The sequence below is a fragment of the Bacillus sp. SIMBA_074 genome, from assembly GCF_046534555.1.
Taxonomy (GTDB): Bacteria; Bacillota; Bacilli; order Bacillales; family Bacillaceae_G; genus Bacillus_A; species Bacillus_A mycoides.
Genome location: NZ_JAWRYM010001211.1, coordinates 1 through 237 on the forward strand (window position 1 = coordinate 1; position 237 = coordinate 237).

The following is a 237-nucleotide window of genomic DNA, read 5'->3' on the forward strand; positions in this document are numbered from 1 at the left end:
CGTGAAGGTAACGACCTGTACCACGAGATGAAAGACGCAGGCGTTCTGCCGAAAACTGCGATGGTATTCGGTCAAATGAACGAACCACCTGGTGCACGTCTTCGTGTAGCTCTGACCGGTCTGACTATGGCGGAATATTTCCGTGATGAAGAAGGCCGCGACGTTCTTCTGTTTATCGACAACATCTTCCGCTTTACTCAAGCGGGTTCTGAGGTTTCCGCACTTCTCGGCCGTATG

General features: G+C 51.9%; 1 pseudogene. It reads left to right on the plus strand.

The features are described 5' to 3' along the window. Positions 1-237, plus strand: a pseudogene (locus SB773_RS34575) (F0F1 ATP synthase subunit beta); the annotation flags it as partial.